The organism is Kribbella shirazensis (assembly GCF_011761605.1).
In the GTDB taxonomy this organism is placed as follows: Bacteria; Actinomycetota; Actinomycetes; order Propionibacteriales; family Kribbellaceae; genus Kribbella; species Kribbella shirazensis.
Window position 1 is genome coordinate 830394 of the sequence record NZ_JAASRO010000001.1, and the last position, 14761, is coordinate 845154.

At 70.2% G+C, this 14761-nt stretch carries 18 protein-coding genes and 1 tRNA gene; 3 read left to right on the forward strand and 16 right to left on the reverse strand.

From position 1 onward, the window contains the following. Positions 1-67: 67 nt before the first annotated feature. From BJY22_RS03970 to BJY22_RS04000, 8 genes are all read right to left on the reverse strand, one after another. Positions 68-562, reverse strand: a complete 495-nt coding sequence (locus tag BJY22_RS03970; RefSeq protein ID WP_167203802.1) for a hypothetical protein — start codon at positions 560-562, stop codon at positions 68-70. Next, positions 559-1083 carry a SigE family RNA polymerase sigma factor gene (locus BJY22_RS03975; protein ID WP_167203803.1) on the reverse strand — a complete coding sequence of 175 codons (525 nt, stop codon included), beginning with the start codon at positions 1081-1083 and terminating at the stop codon, positions 559-561. The genes BJY22_RS03970 and BJY22_RS03975 overlap by 4 nt, the downstream gene beginning before the upstream one ends. A 21-nt stretch (positions 1084-1104) precedes the next feature. Continuing rightward, positions 1105-2445 carry a GGDEF domain-containing protein gene (locus BJY22_RS03980; RefSeq protein WP_167203804.1) on the reverse strand — a complete coding sequence of 447 codons (1341 nt, stop codon included), beginning with the start codon at positions 2443-2445 and terminating at the stop codon, positions 1105-1107. A 181-nt stretch (positions 2446-2626) separates the two neighbouring features. Beyond that, entirely contained in the window at positions 2627-4174 is a 1548-nt protein-coding gene (locus BJY22_RS03985; protein WP_167203805.1) for a helicase HerA-like domain-containing protein, read from the reverse strand. A gap of 63 nt (positions 4175-4237) precedes the next feature. Continuing rightward, the gene (locus BJY22_RS40940) at positions 4238-4492 is read right to left on the reverse strand and encodes a PH domain-containing protein (protein WP_202890983.1); all 255 of its coding nucleotides are present in this window, start codon (positions 4490-4492) and stop codon (positions 4238-4240) included. Beyond that, positions 4489-5595 carry a PH domain-containing protein gene (locus BJY22_RS03990; protein WP_202890984.1) on the reverse strand — a complete coding sequence of 369 codons (1107 nt, stop codon included), beginning with the start codon at positions 5593-5595 and terminating at the stop codon, positions 4489-4491. Before BJY22_RS03990 ends, BJY22_RS40940 begins: the two co-directional genes overlap by 4 nt. Before the next feature lie 6 nt (positions 5596-5601). Then, positions 5602-5937, reverse strand: a complete 336-nt coding sequence (locus BJY22_RS03995) for a PH domain-containing protein (protein ID WP_238350287.1) — start codon at positions 5935-5937, stop codon at positions 5602-5604. Positions 5938-6197: 260 nt separating this feature from the next. Beyond that, positions 6198-6902: a L,D-transpeptidase family protein gene (locus BJY22_RS04000; RefSeq protein WP_167203807.1), complete on the reverse strand. Its 705-nt coding sequence runs from the start codon at positions 6900-6902 to the stop codon at positions 6198-6200. Positions 6903-7061: 159 nt separating this feature from the next. Between BJY22_RS04000 and BJY22_RS04005 the strand changes: the two genes are divergently transcribed. Together BJY22_RS04005 and BJY22_RS04010 are read left to right on the forward strand one after the other, a co-directional pair. Continuing rightward, the gene (locus BJY22_RS04005; RefSeq protein WP_167203808.1) at positions 7062-7355 is read left to right on the forward strand and encodes a type II toxin-antitoxin system VapB family antitoxin; all 294 of its coding nucleotides are present in this window, start codon (positions 7062-7064) and stop codon (positions 7353-7355) included. Between the two features lie 32 nt (positions 7356-7387). Then, complete coding sequence (locus tag BJY22_RS04010; RefSeq protein WP_167203809.1) at positions 7388-7951, forward strand: LytR C-terminal domain-containing protein; 564 nt, start codon at positions 7388-7390, stop codon at positions 7949-7951. An 8-nt stretch (positions 7952-7959) separates the two neighbouring features. On the opposite strand, the gene BJY22_RS04015 is transcribed toward BJY22_RS04010, so the two are convergent. The 5 genes from BJY22_RS04015 to BJY22_RS04035 form a co-directional block, all read right to left on the reverse strand. Next, positions 7960-9471, reverse strand: a complete 1512-nt coding sequence (locus BJY22_RS04015; RefSeq protein ID WP_167203810.1) for a potassium/proton antiporter — start codon at positions 9469-9471, stop codon at positions 7960-7962. 106 nt (positions 9472-9577) lie between these two features. Continuing rightward, positions 9578-9668 (reverse strand) — tRNA-Ser (locus tag BJY22_RS04020). A 13-nt stretch (positions 9669-9681) separates the two neighbouring features. Further along, positions 9682-10110, reverse strand: coding sequence for a nucleoside deaminase (locus BJY22_RS04025; RefSeq protein WP_167203811.1), 429 nt, complete (start codon positions 10108-10110; stop codon positions 9682-9684). Positions 10111-10141: 31 nt separating this feature from the next. Continuing rightward, the gene (locus BJY22_RS04030) at positions 10142-10636 is read right to left on the reverse strand and encodes a tRNA adenosine deaminase-associated protein (protein WP_337758150.1); all 495 of its coding nucleotides are present in this window, start codon (positions 10634-10636) and stop codon (positions 10142-10144) included. A gap of 104 nt (positions 10637-10740) precedes the next feature. Next, entirely contained in the window at positions 10741-10902 is a 162-nt protein-coding gene (locus tag BJY22_RS04035; RefSeq protein WP_167203812.1) for a hypothetical protein, read from the reverse strand. Positions 10903-11006: 104 nt separating this feature from the next. On the opposite strand from BJY22_RS04035, the gene upp reads away from it, so the two are divergent. Then, positions 11007-11648: a uracil phosphoribosyltransferase gene (upp, locus tag BJY22_RS04040; RefSeq protein WP_167203813.1), complete on the forward strand. Its 642-nt coding sequence runs from the start codon at positions 11007-11009 to the stop codon at positions 11646-11648. A gap of 17 nt (positions 11649-11665) precedes the next feature. On the opposite strand, the gene BJY22_RS04045 is transcribed toward upp, so the two are convergent. The 3 genes from BJY22_RS04045 to BJY22_RS04055 all read right to left on the reverse strand — a co-directional run bounded on the left by BJY22_RS04045 (position 11666) and on the right by BJY22_RS04055 (position 14626). Then, the gene (locus BJY22_RS04045; RefSeq protein WP_167203814.1) at positions 11666-12634 is read right to left on the reverse strand and encodes a phage baseplate protein; all 969 of its coding nucleotides are present in this window, start codon (positions 12632-12634) and stop codon (positions 11666-11668) included. A gap of 79 nt (positions 12635-12713) precedes the next feature. Continuing rightward, the gene (locus BJY22_RS04050; protein ID WP_167203815.1) at positions 12714-13616 is read right to left on the reverse strand and encodes a 1,4-dihydroxy-2-naphthoyl-CoA synthase; all 903 of its coding nucleotides are present in this window, start codon (positions 13614-13616) and stop codon (positions 12714-12716) included. Positions 13617-13630: 14 nt separating this feature from the next. Continuing rightward, on the reverse strand, positions 13631-14626 hold the full coding sequence (locus BJY22_RS04055; protein ID WP_337758152.1) for a LacI family DNA-binding transcriptional regulator: 996 nt from the start codon (positions 14624-14626) through the stop codon (positions 13631-13633). Positions 14627-14761 lie beyond the last annotated feature (135 nt).

A 14761-nucleotide genomic window follows, 5' to 3' on the forward strand; every position in this document is an offset into this window, starting at 1 on the left:
TTGCCCTCCGCACCTGTTTGGAATTCGGTCGGGCTGAAGGACGCGGCGGGGCAGGGAAATGGTTCTGTCAGTCGGGGGAGCGCGTCGGCGGACTGGACGGCGTGACGGACTGCGGCGTCGTACGGTCACCCCGCGGCCGCACCGACGTCCTCGGGTTGGTCGAGCTCGGACTCGGCGTACGCGTCGGCGGCACGGTCGGCGTCGCCTGGGGCGTCCCGGTCCGCGGCACCGACGGCACTGTCGTCGGGGTCTCCGGTGTCGGGGTCGGAGCCGTCGACGGAGTCGGCAGCGGACGCACCGGCGCCGGACTCGGCGACCACTCGGAAACCGTCGGACCGGGCCCAGCCGGCTGCGGCAGCTCCCCCGCGGGCCGGCCGTTCCCCACGACGCCGACCGCCACGACCACCCCACCGACCACCACCGACGCCGCCACCGCCGCGACGCGTCCCCGGGCCCGCCGGCGCCGCGCCCCGGCGATCACCCGCGCCGGGTCGAGCGGCGCGACGGAGTGGTCCGGCGCCAACGCACCCCGCAACTCCTCGACAACGCGGTCGTCGTTCATGCTCGCTCCCCCACGCCGCTCAGCTCCGGCGTGGTCCGCAGTTTGTCCAGGGCCCGCGCGTTCGCGCTCTTCACCGTCCCGATCGCCACTCCGAGCACCGCCGCCGTCTCCCGCTCGGTCAGGTCCTCGACGTACCGCAGGACGACGACCGCTCGTTCGCGCCGACTCAACGTGGCGAGCGCGGCCCCCATCGCCACTCGCCGGTGCACCGCGCCGCTCTGATCGGCCTCCGCCTCGAGGAACAGGTCCAGCTCGGCGGCGTCGCCGCTCGGCCGTTCGCGCCACGGACGACGCCGTACCCACGACAGGTGCTGGTTGACCACCGCCTGCCGGACGTACGCGAACGGGTCGGCCAGCTCGATCCGGTCCCAGCGCAGGTACGCCTTCTCGAGCGCGGTCTGCACCAGGTCCTCGGCGAGACCCGCGTCGCCGCAGAGCATCCGCGCGAAGTGCACCAACCGCGCGGATCTGGCCAGCACGAAAGCCGTGAAGTCGTCGTCACGACTCCCGGTGACCGCCATACGTGCTCCGTCCTGCCGTCCTCACCTCACAGGACGCTGAGCCGGGGCCAAAGGTTCTGCTGGTCCGGAGAATTTCGCGGCGGTGGTGAGACCGGGCAGTGTGACGGTGTCGGCGGCCAGGCGGACCCGGTTGCGGCCGGCGTCCTTCGCGGCGTACATCGCGCGGTCGGCCCGGAGCAGCAGGTCGTCGACGGTGGCCCCGTCGTCCGGGTAGACGGCGACGCCGATACTGACGGTCAGCTGGAAGGTGTCCGGGTCCAGGTCCGGGTCGTCGAGTACGCCGGCGCACATCGCCGCCAGCGGGCTGTTGGCGACCGCGTTGCGGAGCCGGTCGGCGGTCACCGTCGCCTCGTCGAGGCCGGTGTCCGGCAGCGCGATCACGAACTCCTCGCCGCCGAACCGGCCGATCACGTCCTTCGCCCGGATCGCGCTGCGCAGGATCGTCGCGACCGCGCGCAGGGCCTCGTCGCCGACCAGGTGACCGTGCCGGTCGTTGACCTGCTTGAAGTGGTCGATGTCGATCAGCAGGACCGCCATCGGCTCGCGCTGCGTCCGGGAGGTGCGCAGCATCTGCTCGGTCCGGCGGCGCCACCAGTCGACCCGGGTCAGGCTGGTCTTCGGGTCGGTCTGCGCCTCGGTCTCCAACTGGCCGAGGAGCAGCGCGCGCTGCGCGGTCAGCGTGATCGGGATCGCGATGAACGCGAACCACGGCGTGACCAGGCAGGCGGCCGCGAGCAGGCAGCCGAAGGTGGCTGCGGTCGCGTCGGTGCACAGGTCGTCCAGGCCGCCGATCGTCTCGCGGCGGTTGCTGCCCGGGACGATCAGCGAGATCGCGAGCCCGCACAGCAGGGTGTCGGTCACGACGTACGCGAACGCGCCGCCGGCCATCGCGACGACCAGGCCGAGGCCGCTGTCGCCGGCCAGGTCGCGGGCCGAGACGAAGACCGCGTGCGCCGTGCCCACCGCGAGGACGTGCACGGCGGTCGAGAAGGCCCAGCGGTACGGGATGCACTTGCCGGCCCGGATCCGCCACCAGATCCGCAGCAGTACGGCGACCAGGATCGCCAGCGCGGGATGCAGGATGAGCGCGGCGGCGATCATCCAGGCCGGAGCGAGGTCCTTGTGCAGCGCTCCGCCGCGGCGCCGCCGGTTCTCCACCCGGCGGGCGCCCTCGACGGAGATCAGCGCGGACACGGTCAGCGCGAACACCACGTCCAGCCCGCGCCAGCTCGGGCGGTCGGTGAACGCGTACACGCCGTACCCGATCGCGGCCAGGTCGACGAGCACCACAACGGCGAACGCCGGGACCGTCAGGGTCCAGAGCGTCCAGGAACGTATCGCCCGCCTACTCTGTGCAACCATCAGTTCACACCGTACGACGAGTAGGCGTCAGCTCCCAATCGGTGACGGCGCGGCTGTGGATGACGACTTGAGAACGATCGCGGGTCGCTGAGGATTCAGTCGTTTGATCAACGACACACCGCAGGTTTTCCCTTGCGGGCAAGGGAAAACCTGAACTCCGACGTCCGGAAACCCCGCAGCCTCAGCGCTTCCGGCGGGCCGCGCCGAACAGCCCGCGGACGATCTCCCGGCCGGCCGAACGGGCGAACTGCTTGAACGCGGACGACCCGACGACCTGCTCGACCATCGACTTCTCCTGCTTCTGCGCCCGCGGCTTCGGAGCCTCCTGCTGCTTGGCCTGCTCCTCCTGCTGCTGCTCGACCTCGGCCTGCGCCGCGCCGGCCTGCACCTTCGCCGCGAGCACCTCGTACGCCGACTCGCGGTCGAGCGCCTCGGAGTACTTCGCATTGTTCGCCGACGCCTGCACCGTCGCGGTCAGCTGCTCGGCGGACGCCGGCGCCATCAGCGACTGCGGCGCGCGCAGCCGGGTCCACGCGACCGGGGTCGGCGCACCCTTCTCGTTCATCACGGTCACGATCGCCTCGCCGATCCCGAGCTGGGTCAGCACCTCACCCAGGTCGTACGACGAACTCGGGAACGTCGACACGGTCGCCTTCAGGGCCTTCGCGTCGTTCGGCGTGTGCGCGCGCAGCTGGTGCTGCACCCGCGAACCGAGCTGTGCGAGCACCTCGTCCGGCACGTCCTTCGGCGTCTGCGTCACGAAGAACACACCGACACCCTTCGACCGGATCAGCCGGACGGTCTGCGCGATCGACTCCAGGAACGCCTTCGACGCGTCGTTGAACAGCAGGTGCGCCTCGTCGAAGAAGAACACCAGCTTCGGCTTGTCCACGTCGCCGACCTCGGGCAGGTCGTGGAACAGGTCGGCGAGCAGCCACATCAGGAACGTCGAGAACAGCGCCGGCCGGTCCTGCAGGTTCGGCAGCTCGAGCAGGGAGATGACGCCCTTGCCGTCGCGCTGCTGCAGCAGGTCCGCGGTGTCGAACTCCGGCTCGCCGAAGAACGCCTCCGCACCCTGGTCGGCGAACCCGATCAGCGCCCGCAGGATCACGCCCGCGGTGGCCGCGGACAGGCCGCCGAGCTGCTTCAGGTCCTCCTTGCCCTCGTCGGAGGTGAGGTGCTGGATGACCGACCGCAGGTCCTTCAGGTCGAGCAGCGTCAGCCCTGCCTTGTCGGCGTAGTGGAAGATCAGGCCGAGCGAGGACTCCTGGACGTCGTTCAGCCCGAGCACCTTGGACAGCAGCACCGGCCCGAACGACGTGATCGTCGCGCGGATCGGAACGCCCGCGCCCTGGCCGCCGAGCGCGTAGAACTCGGTCGGGAAGCCGGTCGCGGTCCACTCCTGGCCGATCGCCTTCGTCCGGGCCAGCAGCTTCTCGGTGCCCTCGCCCGGCTGCGAGATCCCGGACAGGTCACCCTTCACGTCGGCCGCGAACACCGCGACGCCGGCCGCGGACAACTGCTCCGCCATCAGCTGCAGGGTCTTGGTCTTACCGGTACCAGTGGCACCCGCGACCAGGCCGTGCCGGTTCATCATCCCCAGCGGGATCCGGACCGCTGCCTCTGGATTCGGCGTACCGTCGACCAGCAGCGCACCCAGCTCGAGCGCCGCCCCCTCGAACGCGTACCCCTGCTTGACGGTCTCCACGACATCGGCTGTCTCGGCCATCTCGGCGTGCCTTTCCCCGGTTGCCTGAACTCTCCCAGTACTACCCGCTGCGCATGTTAGTGCTCACCGAGCCGCAACGGGGTCGCCGCGCTCGACGAACGGCTCCAGGAGGCCCGGCACCGCCTCCCGTACGAAGGCCAGCCCCTCGTCGGCATCCGCGTCGCGCACCGAGTACGCCCCCGCACCGGCGGCCGTGATCGCACTGAAGGTCGCGAGCCCTTGCCGGCGCTGGAACGCCGTCTGCCGGACCCGCCATCCGATCACTCCGTCGCGCTGCAGCGCCGCGGTCGAGCGCCGCAACGATCCCGACCGCGTCACCAGATACTTCCCGCTGATCCCATGGCCGAGCGCCCGATCCGCATCCTGCGGCCTAGCGCGGCCCGTGGATGCGGAATCAGCTGTGCAGCCGCGGTGGGCGCGACCTCCTCACGCAGTACCTCGGCCGCGATCCGGTCGGCGAGCTCCTTCGGTGCCGCGGGCAACAGGGTCTTGTGATCGGTCTTCTCGTCCTCTTTCTGCTTGACCAGCCCGGTCGCCACCGCGTCCACCCGGGCGGCCCCGGCGAGGCGGACCCCCAGCGGTTCGACCACGTCGACGCCGCGCAGCCGACGTTCCTCGACCGAGATGGAGCGAGTCGTCAGCAGCCCACGCCGTACCCGCAGGGTCCCCGGTTCGCGGTCCAGCCGGTAGTTCCACCACATCTCCACGAACAGTCCGAGCGAGCCGATCACGCCGACCACGGTCAGGATCGCCGCCAGCACGAGGATCACGACCAGCAGCGGAACGCCGCTGAACAGGTCACCAATCCATCCGATCAACTCGTCCTCGAGGGTGAACCACTGCGCCACCTGCATCACCACGCCACCGGCACCGAGGCCGAGCGCGGGCACCAGGAACGAGATCGGCGCGTACCGGATCCACGCCGGGTCGAGGGCGGCGAGCGTCCCGTCCGTCTCGCTCCGCCCACCGCGCAGGAGCTCGCGCAGCCGCTCAGCTTCCACCTTGCCGACCGGGTTGAGCGTCAGCGTTCCCTCGCCCGCGTCCGCGTGCTCGCCGGTACCGATCTTGACCGCGACCAGGCCGAACATCCGCTGCAGCGGGTTGGCGGTCACGTCCACGCTCCGGATCCGCTCGCGCGGCAGCGACCTGCGGTGCAGGACGACGATCGCGGTGTGCAGCTCGGCCCGCTCGGCGCCGATCCGGTACTGCGTACGCCGCAGGCGCACGTACTCGACGAGGGCCAGCGTGATCACGATCAGCACCGCCGGCGGCAGCACCCACGCCAGCGCGACCCGCAGCGACGTACCGGCGGCGATCCCGGCCGCGGTCGGAACCCCGGCACTGATCGCGATTCCGGCGCCCACGAGGGCCGCGACAGCGGGAGCCTTGGTGTCGAGCCGCTGCCATGGTTCCGGGCTCACGTCGCATCACCCGGTGTCGCCTGAGTGGTCGCCGTGAGCCGGCGCGATCCGCCACTCCTGCCAGAAGTACCCGGCCCGGACGTACACCGCGTCGTCGGTGACCTCCCAGCGATGAACCCGGTACCACCACAGCGGCAGCACCGTCAGGAACGGGACAGCGACAACGGCCAGCACCACGGCCGGCGCCAGAAGCCAGAACCGCGCCGGCGGAATCAGCAGGCCCAGCAGGACCAGGGTCCCGATCGGCGGTCCGAAGACGAGCGCCCAGTTCACCCGCCAGACGGTGACGACGCGGCGGTCAAGTGCAGTGGTCGGTGGTCTGAGCCGCACGGAGCCCGACATGATTCCCCAGAGATCGACAGCAGGTCGCGATCGAGCCTAGGGCGTGTCTCCCGATCTCACGCCGTAGCGAGCAGGTGCTCGGCGGAGTGCCTCGGTGAGCGGGAGCGGAGGGGTCGATGTGGTGTCATCGTTCCCTTCGCTCCCGCTCGGCGAGGTGCCCGCCGAGTGCCGCGCAGTAGGCGTGGGATCGGGAGACACGCCCTCGGGGGGCCGGGACCGGTGCGGCGTCCTCCGGACGGTGGATGGCGCACGTCCACCGATCAGCGCATCACGACGACGCGGGTGGCCCCGGCCGCGAAGGTCCAGATCGCGCTCGCCATCGAGGCCGAGACCCGGATGCAGCCGTGCGACGCCCGGTAGTTCGTGCCGAGCAGCCAGTCGGCGTGGATCTGCGCGCCGGTCGACTTGTACGTCGGGATCTGGTGGAACCCGATCCCGCACGGCGCGAACCGCACGAAGCGGTTCAGGTAGAGCCGTCCGCCGTCGGTGTTCCGCAGTACCCGGGCCGCCCGGCCGCACTTCGCGCCGCTGGTGTAGGTACCGGCCCGCAGGTACGCCGGGTTGTCGATGATCCCGCCCTGCCGCACGACCTTGCCCCGGGCATCGATGAGCCACACCCAGTTCTGCGTCTGGCTGATCACGATCCGGCGACCCGTGCCGGATCGCCGCGGCACCGGCCGGACGTCGCAGCGCTTCGCGGTGGACGCCATCAGCCTGGCGTACGTCGTACTGTTCAGCGAACCGGTCTGGCTCAGGACGTTGGCGGACTGGAACCGGACCGTGGCGGCCTGGGTCATCGCCCCGGCGCGGCCGTCGACCGGACCGGATGCGCAGCCGAGCCGGTTCAGCCGGGTCTGCGCGGCCTTCACCTGCGAGACCGTGATCGCGTCGGCCGGCAGCGTCGCACCGAGGGCGGCGACGGTCATCGCCGCGGTCGCCAGGCCGAGTTTCGGAAGAATTCGCATACCGTTTACCCCCATCGCTCGTGGGCGCGGAACCGCGCTCACTGCTCCCTGTCCTGTAGGACGCCGTACGGCTCCGAAAGGTTGAGTCAGGTCACTGGACTATTCCGGTGATGTTCATGACCTCCTCGCGAGACCTGCGATCCCGCTAGACTTCGGGGGGTGATCTTCAAGCGCGTCGGGGACGATCGGCCGTACCCGGACCACGGGCTGCGGCCCAAGGACTGGTCTTCGCTGCCGCCACGGCAGGTACGGCTGGACGAACTCGTCACGACGAAGGGCACTCTGGACCTGGCCGCGCTGCTCGACGAGGACTCGACCTTCTACGGCGACCTGTTCGCCCATGTCGTGGAGTGGAAGGGCGACCTGTACCTCGAGGACGGCCTGCACCGCGCGCTCCGCGCGGCGCTGCAGCAGCGTCAGGTGCTGCATGCACGGGTACTGGTAGTGGACTGACCGATGGCTGCCGCTCACGGGGGGTGGAGCAAATGACAGCGATACATCCGCAGCCGCGACCGCACTCGCGGATCCGGTGGCGTACACCGATCACGATGGTGATCCTGCTCGGGATCCTCGTCGGCGGTGGCTGGTGGGGCTGGAACTCGCTGGTGAACAGCAGCGCCGAGCCGACCTGCACCGAGCAGAAGCTGACCAACAACCGGCTGGTCCCGAAGCAGGTCGTGCTGAACGTGTACAACGGCGGCGCCCGCGCGGGTTCGGCCGGCCGGGTCGCGGACGCGCTCAAGACGCGCGGGTTCAACATCGACAAGATCGCGAACGAGCCCAAGGGCGACAAGGTCGACGTCGTCGTGATCCGGGGCGCCGCGACGACCGCGCCCGAGGTGCTGCTGGTCGCGGGTCAGCTCAACCAGAAGGCCCAGCTGATCGCCGACGGCCGCACCGACCACACCGTCGACCTGGTCATCGGCGCCGGCTTCGGCTCCGTGAAGCTCAAGGGCGCTCCATCCGTCGCGGTCGCCCCCGGCACCACGGTCTGTCTCCCGGTCATCCACACCCCCCAGCCGATCCCGTCGGGGCAGAACCCCAACTAGGACACGAACTAGGACTGTTCGCGGCCGCGTTCGCCGAACCAGCCGGCCAGGCGGCCGGCGCGGGAGACGGCGCGCAGGCGGCGTACTGCCTGCTCGCGGACGTGGCTGGGGGCTACGACGAGCAGTGAGTCGGCGGCGCGGAGGACGGTACCGCGGTCCGGGACGAACGCCCGTTCGCCGCGGATGATCAGCGAGACCGACACACCGGCCGGCAGCCGGAGCTCACCGATCTCGACGCCGGCCAGCCGGGACTCGCTCGGAACGAACACCTGGAGCATGTCGGCGCCGAGCGACTCCAGCGGCGCCACGTCGATGTCCACCTCGTGCGCCGCGTTCTCGTCGAGCACCTTCAGCCGCTTCGCGAGCCACGGCAGCGACGGGCCCTGCAGCAACGTGAACAGCAGCACCAGCACGAACACCACGTCGAAGATCCGTTCGGCCTGCGGCACCTGTTCGGCGAGCGGAATGGTGGCGAGCACGATCGGCACCGCGCCGCGCAGCCCCGCCCACGAGATGAACGTCCGCTCCCGCCACGGCAACCGGAACGGCGCCGCCGAGATCGCCACCGACGCGAACCGGCCGACGACCGTCACCGCGATCCCGATCACCAGCGCGACCAGGACGTCGGCCCACCGGAACCGCCCCGGCGACGCCAGCAGCCCGAGCATCACGAACAGCCCGATCTGCGCCAGCCAGGCGATCCCGTCGACGAACGACTTGGTCGCCATCCGGTGCGGCAACTCGGCCCGTCCGAGCACCAGCGACGTCACGTACACCGCCGCGAACCCGGACACGTGGAGCAGCACGGAGCCACCGGCGTACGAGATGAACGCCACCGAGAGCACCGCGAGCGGATAGAGACCCGCGGACCCGAGCGCCATCCGCCGGATCAGCCTGACGCTCACCCACCCGACCACCAACCCGAACAGCGCACCGACGACCAGCTCGTAGATCACCAGCCCGGAGAAGTACAGCAGGCCCTTCTCGCCGACCTCGCCGGTGCTCACGAGCGTGACCAGCAACACGGTCGGAGCGTCGTTCAGACCGGACTCGGCCTCGAGCGCTCCGCGCAGCCGCGGCCGGATCGGCACCCGTCTCAGCACCGAGAAGACCGCCGCCGCGTCGGTCGGCGACGTCACAGCCCCGAGCAGCACCGACAACTGCCAGCTCAGCCCGAGCACGAAGTGCGCCACGCAGGCGACCACGCCGACGCTGACCGCGACCCCGACCGTCGCGAGCACGAGGCCGAGCGGCATCACCGGGCGTACTTCGTTCCAGCGGGTCGTCAGACCGCCTTCGGTCAGGATCACCACCAGCGCCGCGAACCCGAGCGCGTGCGCGACCTGCGCGTCCTCGAACTGGATGTTCCCGGGGCCCGACTCGCCGAGGAGCAGGCCCATCCCGAGGTAGATCAGCAGCGAGGGAAGCCCGATCCGCGCCGACAGCCGGACCGCCACGACCGCGACGAGCAGGACCGCCGCACTCGCCAGCAGGATCCGGTCGAGCTCCGCAACATCCATGGGGGCCCTCTCGCCGAGCGTCCCGAGTCAGGTCCAGAGAGACGAAAACCCTGACGCATCACACAGCATCAGGGTCTCCGGCCTATCTGCCGCCCCGGAGGGCGGTTGGCGGTGGCGGAGGGATTTGAACCCTCGGACGGGGGTTGCCCGTCACGCGCTTTCGAGGCGCGCTCCTTCGGCCGCTCGGACACGCCACCGCCGAGGACACTATCAAGATCTGTGCCCGATGAAGAAATCGCGCAGCCGGGCGCCGGCCTCGTCGGCCATCACCCCGCCGACCACCTCCGGCCGGTGGTTGAGCCGGCGGTCCCGGACGACGTCCCACAACGACCCGACCGCCCCGGCCTTCTCGTCGTACGCCGCGAAAACCAGCCGGTCCAGCCGGGACAGCACGATCGCCCCGGCGCACATCGTGCAGGGCTCCAGCGTGACCACCAGCGTGCAGCCGGTCAGCCGCCACTCCCCGACGTGCCGTGCCGCTTCCCGGATCGCCAGCACCTCGGCGTGTGCGGTCGGATCGCCGGTGGCCTCGCGTTCGTTGTGACCGCGGCCGATGACGTCGCCGCCCTCGTCGACGACGACAGCCCCGATCGGTACGTCGGGCAACGCCCGCTCGGCCTCCTCGAGCGCCAGTGTCATCAAGCGCGACCACTCGCGCCGCAACAGCGGGCTAGCCAACGGCTTCGATCGCGTCGTGGAACTGGTTGCCGAAGCCAAGCGTCTCGGCGACCTCCTCGAGCATCTCCTCCGGGAGCAGGTCCACGTCGTCGCACAGCGCGCCGAGATCCATCGCGCTCATCCCGAGGTCGGCGACGATCGTGAGGTCGCCGGCCGGGACCTGCTCGTCGTCGTCATCGTCCAGGGGGATGTCCAGCTCGTCCACGACCTGGCGGGCCAGCGGCCACTCGGTCGCCGCGGTCACGTCGGAGATCAGGAACCGGGCGTGGCTCCCGAACACCCGGACCAGCACGAAGAAGTCCTCGTCGACCGACACCATGCCGAGCACGCCCGCCTCACCCGCGTACCGGCGGAGCGCGGAGACCAGCGTGGACAGGTCGGGCTCGCCGCGCAGTACCAGCGGCGTGACGGTCCAGTTCCCGTCCTCGGTGTAAGCGGCGACCGCGAAGTCGAGGTCGGTCATCGGCCCAGCCGTGGCATCAGACACCGGCTCATCGTCGCAGACTCCGGCTTTCCAGGCGATCTCGAGGCAGCATCGATTGCATCTCCCTCCCCACCGCCCCCGTCAGACGCACCAGCACCGGTCGATCCTCAGTGGTGGTACGTCGCTCTGCGCATCGCCTCGCGCAACCGCCGGACCCGGGCCCGCCGCGGGGCGATCCGGTCGCGCAACGCCCGCGCCTCGTCACGCTCCCGCAGGAAAGCCGCACGGCGCCGCAGACGATCGAGCTGCTCAGGCGTCTTGTCACTCATCGGCACCTTCCCTGGGGGCGAACAGGGCAGAATCCAATGCAGTTTCGATTCTGACAGCGAGCGTGCTTCCGCGCCGCAAATCGCCGACGGTACCGTTCGGGCTTATGCAGATCCTCGTCGTGGACCACCCGCTCGTCGCCCACAAGCTCACCGCGTTGCGCGACGAGCAGACGGACTCACCCACGTTCCGCCGGCTGACCGAGGAACTGGTCACCCTGCTCGCCTACGAGGCGACCCGGGACGTGCGCACCGGTCCGGTCACCGTGCAGACCCCGGTCGCGGAGGCGCAGGGCGTGAAGCTCACCGCGCCGAAGCCGCTCGTGGTGCCGATCCTGCGGGCCGGTCTGGGGATGCTCGAGGGCATGTCCCGGCTGCTCCCGACCGCGGAGGTCGGCTTCCTGGGCATGATCCGCAACGAGGAGACGCTGACCGCGTCGACGTACGCCGAACGGCTCCCGGAGGATCTGTCCGGACGCCAGTGCTACGTCCTCGACCCGATGCTCGCGACCGGCGGCACGCTGGCCGCTGCGATCCAGTTCCTCGTCGACCGCGGCGCGGACCACATCACCGCGATCTGCCTGCTCGCCGCGCCCGAAGGCGTGGAGCGCGTCGAGCGTGAGCTGACCGGCCTCGACGTCCCGTGCAACCTCGTGATCGCGGGCATGGACTCGCACCTCAACGAGAAGGGCTACATCGTCCCGGGCCTGGGCGACGCCGGTGACCGGCTGTACGGCGTCGCCCAGTAGGTGGCCCCGTAGCCCTGTCAGACGAGGGTGTTGCGGTAGAACAGGTTGGCGCGGCGGTCCCCCGCGACGCCGGAGGCGAAGCCGAAGTACAGGCGAGCCGTCGCGTCGGTGGAGCCGTAGACGGCCATGCCCTCGGCTTCGCGGTAGGTCAGGCTCCACCCCGCCAACGTGCGGAAAGAGTCGACCAGCTGGCCGGCGTTGATGTCGTAGCACCACAGCTTCGACGTCACGTCGTCCTGGTTCGGGCTGCCCGGATAGGCGTTGCCTTCCCAGAAGTAGACGTACGAGCCGTACAGCGCCCACCCCTGGAACGAGACGCCGGACGTCAGCGCGGGCTGCTTGAACGACGCGAGCACGGTCGAGAAGTCCCCGGCCCGTGCCGCGGCCAGCGAGTACACGTTGATGTGCATCCCGTCCGGCAGGAAGTACCGCACCCCGAGCCGGCCGTACCGCTGGTCGACCGCGGGCGTGAACACACTGCCGTTCGCGACCGGTTTCCACTTGGTGACCGACGCCGCGGTCAGCGTCGTACCGTTCCGCCACGGGAAGCGGCAGATCTGCCGGCCGCGCCCGTTCGCGGTGTCGACATCGGTCTCGGTCCACAGATACGTCGTGGTGCCGGAGCCCTCGGCGCCGATCGAGACCGCGTGGCCGAAACCGGTGAGGAACATGTACCCGAGCTCGTTCCCGGCGTAGTCGAGCCGGGTCACCGTGAGATCACCACTGTTCGTCCCGGTCCCAGGACGCACCTGCGCCGCGAACAGCCGGTCGTTGGGCGTGTCGAACGCGAACGACTGCATCACGGTCGCATCGTGCAGCGGTTGACTCCGGAAGAACTCGTTGGTGGTCGCGCTCATCTTGAAGCGCTTGGTGGCGGGGAGGGCGAGGGTACGGACAGGGCGGGCGGTGGCGGTGGACGTCCCCACGGATCCGGCGAGCAGAGCGCCGGCTCCGGTGAGCAACCCACGGCGGGAAAGGTTGTCCATACCGACCGAAGGTAACTGTCGTACCGCGAACTGTCACCAGTTCGCACAAAAGTTTCTGAGAAGTACTCAGTCAGAAGTGTTAGAAGGCGTACGGGTACGGCGACCAGTCCGGCGACCGCTTCTCCAGGAAGGCGTCGCGCCCCTCGGCGGCCTCGTCGGTGCCGTAGGCGAGACGCGTCGCCTCACCGGCGAAGAGCTGCTGGCCGACCAGCCCGTCGTCGATCAGGTTGAACGCGTACTTCAGCATCCGCTGCGCGGTCGGCGACTTCGCACAGATCTTCTTGCCCCACTCCAGCGCCACCGCCTCGAGCTCCGCGTGCGGGACGACCTTGTTGACCATGCCCATCCGGTACGCGTCCTCGGCGGAGTACTCGTCACCGAGGAAGAAGATCTCCCGAGCGAACTTCTGCCCGACCTGCCGCGCCAGGTACGCCGACCCGAACCCGCCGTCGAACGACGCCACGTCCGCGTCGGTCTGCTTGAACCGCGCGTGCTCCGCGGACGCCAGCGTGAGATCCGCGACCACGTGCAGGCTGTGCCCGCCACCCGCGGCCCACCCGGGGACGACGCAGATCACGACCTTCGACATGAAGCGGATCAGCCGTTGTACTTCGAGGATGTGCAGCCGGCCCGCGCGCGCCGGGTCGATGGTGTCGGCCGTCGTACCCTCGGCGTACTTGTAACCGTCCTTGCCGCGGATCCGCTGGTCGCCGCCCGAGCAGAACGCCCAGCCGCCGTCCTTCGTCGACGGGCCGTTGCCGGTGAGCAGTACGCAGCCGACGTCGGTGGACATCCGCGCGTGGTCCAGCACGCGGTACAACTCGTCGACGGTCTGCGGCCGGAACGCGTTGCGCACCTCGGGCCGGTTGAAGGCGATCCGCACCACACCGGCGTCGACCGCACGGTGATAGGTGATGTCGGTCAGCTCGAAGCCGTCCACCTGCTTCCAGGCCGACGGGTCGAAGATCTCGGAGACAGTCACCCAGCGAGCATATTTCAGCCGCGCGCGGTGCTCTCCCGCAGTACTACTTCGGCCTTGAACGTCTCGGTCGTCGGCTCGCCGCCCTCGACCGCCAGCTCCAGCGCCCGCCGGCCCATCTGCTCCAGCGGCAGCCGGACCGTCGTAAGTCCCGGCCATACGTCCCGCAGCGTGGCGATGTCGTCGAACCCGGCGACGCCGAGCTGTCCCGGTACGTCGACGCCGCGCGCCCGCAACGCGGACATCGCACCGACGGCCATCACGTCGTTCACCGCGAACATGCAGTCGACGTCGGCGTTCCGGTCGAGCAGCTGCTCCGCGGCGGCGTGCCCGCCGTCCCGCGTGAACTCACCGGTCTCGACCGCGACCGGCTCCAGCCCCGCCTCGGCCAGCCCGGCGACGAAACCGTCGCGCCGATCGCGTGCGGTCGCGAGCGTTTCCGGCCCGCCGAGAACGGCGAACTTCCGGTACCCGAGCCCGACCAGCTCGCGGGCCAGGTCCGCCGACCCCGAGCGGTTGTCCGGCTCAACGGTGTGCGCCGGCATCCCGGACTGGCTGACCAGTGCCAGACCCGCGCCGGAGTTCAGGAAGGTCTCCACCTCGGTCGCGGTCCGGGCCAGGCTCTCCGCGTCGGTCCGCCGGCTACCGATCATCACCGCGGCGCGCGCTCGTTGCGCGCGCAACGACGACAGGTAGGCGATCTCGCGATCGGAGTCCCGGAAGGTGCTGGCCATCATCACCAGCAGGTTCCGCTCGTCCGCGGCCCGCATCACGCCGTTGGCGATCGCGGCGAAGTACGGATCCTCGATGTCGTGCACGAGGATGCCGACCACGTTGGTCGACGACTTCGCCAGCGCCTGCGCCTGCGCGTTCGGCGTGTACCCGAGCTCGTCGGCCGCGGCCTTGACCCGTTCCTGCAGTTCCGGACGGGGGATCCGGTCCCCGCCGTTCAGCACGCGGGAGGCGGTCGCGACCGACACACCCGCACGCTGCGCTACGTCCAGCAATGTCACCGGTGCTCGTAGATTCACTGGCCTACCCTTCCGTGCGTCCCCCCGGGGCGGTGGCCGTACCTTACCGAACCCGGCAGACCTCACGCTGCGTGTCGGTCGGGTCGCTGCCAATCTCGGCAGAACCTGGCGTTGCGG

Excerpts from the sequence above, each read along its gene's own strand:
- BJY22_RS03995 (WP_238350287.1), bottom strand. The coding sequence starts at position 5,937 with ATGTCGGGCTCCGTGCGGCTCAGACCACCGACCACTGCACTTGACCGC.
- upp (WP_167203813.1), top strand. The coding sequence starts at position 11,007 with ATGCAGATCCTCGTCGTGGACCACCCGCTCGTCGCCCACAAGCTCACC.
- BJY22_RS03980 (WP_167203804.1), bottom strand. The coding sequence starts at position 2,445 with ATGGTTGCACAGAGTAGGCGGGCGATACGTTCCTGGACGCTCTGGACC.
- BJY22_RS04025 (WP_167203811.1), bottom strand. The coding sequence starts at position 10,110 with ATGACACTGGCGCTCGAGGAGGCCGAGCGGGCGTTGCCCGACGTACCG.
- BJY22_RS03975 (WP_167203803.1), bottom strand. The coding sequence starts at position 1,083 with ATGGCGGTCACCGGGAGTCGTGACGACGACTTCACGGCTTTCGTGCTG.
- BJY22_RS04015 (WP_167203810.1), bottom strand. The coding sequence starts at position 9,471 with ATGGATGTTGCGGAGCTCGACCGGATCCTGCTGGCGAGTGCGGCGGTC.
- BJY22_RS03985 (WP_167203805.1), bottom strand. The coding sequence starts at position 4,174 with ATGGCCGAGACAGCCGATGTCGTGGAGACCGTCAAGCAGGGGTACGCG.
- BJY22_RS04035 (WP_167203812.1), bottom strand. The coding sequence starts at position 10,902 with ATGAGTGACAAGACGCCTGAGCAGCTCGATCGTCTGCGGCGCCGTGCG.
- BJY22_RS04045 (WP_167203814.1), bottom strand. The coding sequence starts at position 12,634 with ATGGACAACCTTTCCCGCCGTGGGTTGCTCACCGGAGCCGGCGCTCTG.
- BJY22_RS03970 (WP_167203802.1), bottom strand. The coding sequence starts at position 562 with ATGAACGACGACCGCGTTGTCGAGGAGTTGCGGGGTGCGTTGGCGCCG.
- BJY22_RS04000 (WP_167203807.1), bottom strand. The coding sequence starts at position 6,902 with ATGCGAATTCTTCCGAAACTCGGCCTGGCGACCGCGGCGATGACCGTC.
- BJY22_RS04010 (WP_167203809.1), top strand. The coding sequence starts at position 7,388 with ATGACAGCGATACATCCGCAGCCGCGACCGCACTCGCGGATCCGGTGG.